3 protein-coding genes are annotated in these 1,177 nt (G+C 44.1%); all 3 read right to left on the reverse strand.

The genetic code is table 11. From position 1 onward, the window contains the following. Positions 1-453 (reverse strand): relaxase/mobilization nuclease domain-containing protein (locus tag R7E78_RS24300; RefSeq protein ID WP_318058360.1); only part of this gene is annotated, 453 nt, incomplete at its 3' end. Further along, a complete protein-coding gene (locus R7E78_RS24305) occupies positions 450-791 on the reverse strand; it encodes a MobC family plasmid mobilization relaxosome protein (protein WP_318058361.1) in 342 nt (113 codons plus the stop codon). The genes R7E78_RS24305 and R7E78_RS24300, both read right to left, overlap by 4 nt. Positions 792-963: 172 nt before the next feature. Beyond that, the coding region (locus R7E78_RS24310) for a hypothetical protein (protein WP_276409302.1) at positions 964-1,177 on the reverse strand (214 nt) is incomplete at its 5' end.

Below are 1,177 nucleotides of genomic sequence, written 5' to 3' on the forward strand. Positions count from 1 at the left end.
AGGGTCATCTGGGTCATGAAGCCCTAGTTCAAGATTCTTAATGGTGCGCCACGCATCGATACGAGGATTGTCTGCAAAGTGGTAGTAAGGTTGAAGTCGCTTGCCAGAATGAAGCTCAATATTTGGAATAACAAAATTCAGCTCTAACCGCCCTTTATCAAGATGCTCTACCCAAAGAATGGAGTATTGGTCTTTGTCTAAGCCTGGTAACAAAGCCTTTTCAAAATCAGCCATGAGGCGATCTTTAATCTCTTGTGATAAGTCCGTTTCAGCAAAACAGAGAAAGCCCGATGTGTACTTTTTGGCGTAAGGACTCGAATCAATGAGTGATTGAACTAAATCAGGATCGCCTTGATTGAGTGTCGCCCTCTCCCGATTTCTATCTTTCCCTAAGAGATAATCAACAGGGCCACTCCCAACGCCCTTACCTCTACGAGCGAACTGAACAATCATACTGAGATCTCATACTGTGCCATTATTTGCCCAAGCTGACGCTCGATTGCTGAAAGTTGAGCCAATACTTGAACCACATTCACGACATCATAATTCTGGGTATTCACTACTCTAGTGATCTGATTCAAGTTATTTCCAAGTCCAGATAACTGGCGCAATAATGCGGGGTCTACTTTAGGAACATTGGCTCTTTTAAGAGTCCGTTCCCCAAGACAAGTCTCTCTCACCCAAGGAGCTAATTCCGCACAATCACACCGATCTTTCAGAGCTTGAAGTTCAGTCTCAGTGACTCTGATCTTGATGGACTTTTCTCGTATCACTTTCTTCTTTTCAGTCATGGCAATCCTTTAATTTGAGTGCTTTTAACTAGGGTTAAGGGAGCGTAGCGTCCCTTACAAGGCACAATGACAACGTAACGAAGTGGAGGGGTCTTTGTGTAGCCTTGCTTATGTGCTTAACAAAAGATAGAAAGTAAGATAAAGAAATGCAAATAAGGGAAATCATGAAGTATCAAACAATGACAGTAAGAGCAAAGAGGAGGCTAGCCAAGCTAGCGCAAACCACCCTTTCGGCTGCGCCGACCCCTACCCATTTCAACTCAAATTTATGAGTGATTTGGGTATCTTTTTGGTCGCTTTCAGATTGGGTAAGTCTCTTCCCTTTCGGGCTGCCCTGCGCTGTGAGTAAGGCTTTACGCCCCCATTCCAGTCTCACAACACTAATC

It is taken from the genome of Vibrio sp. YT-19(2023), from assembly GCF_033337395.1.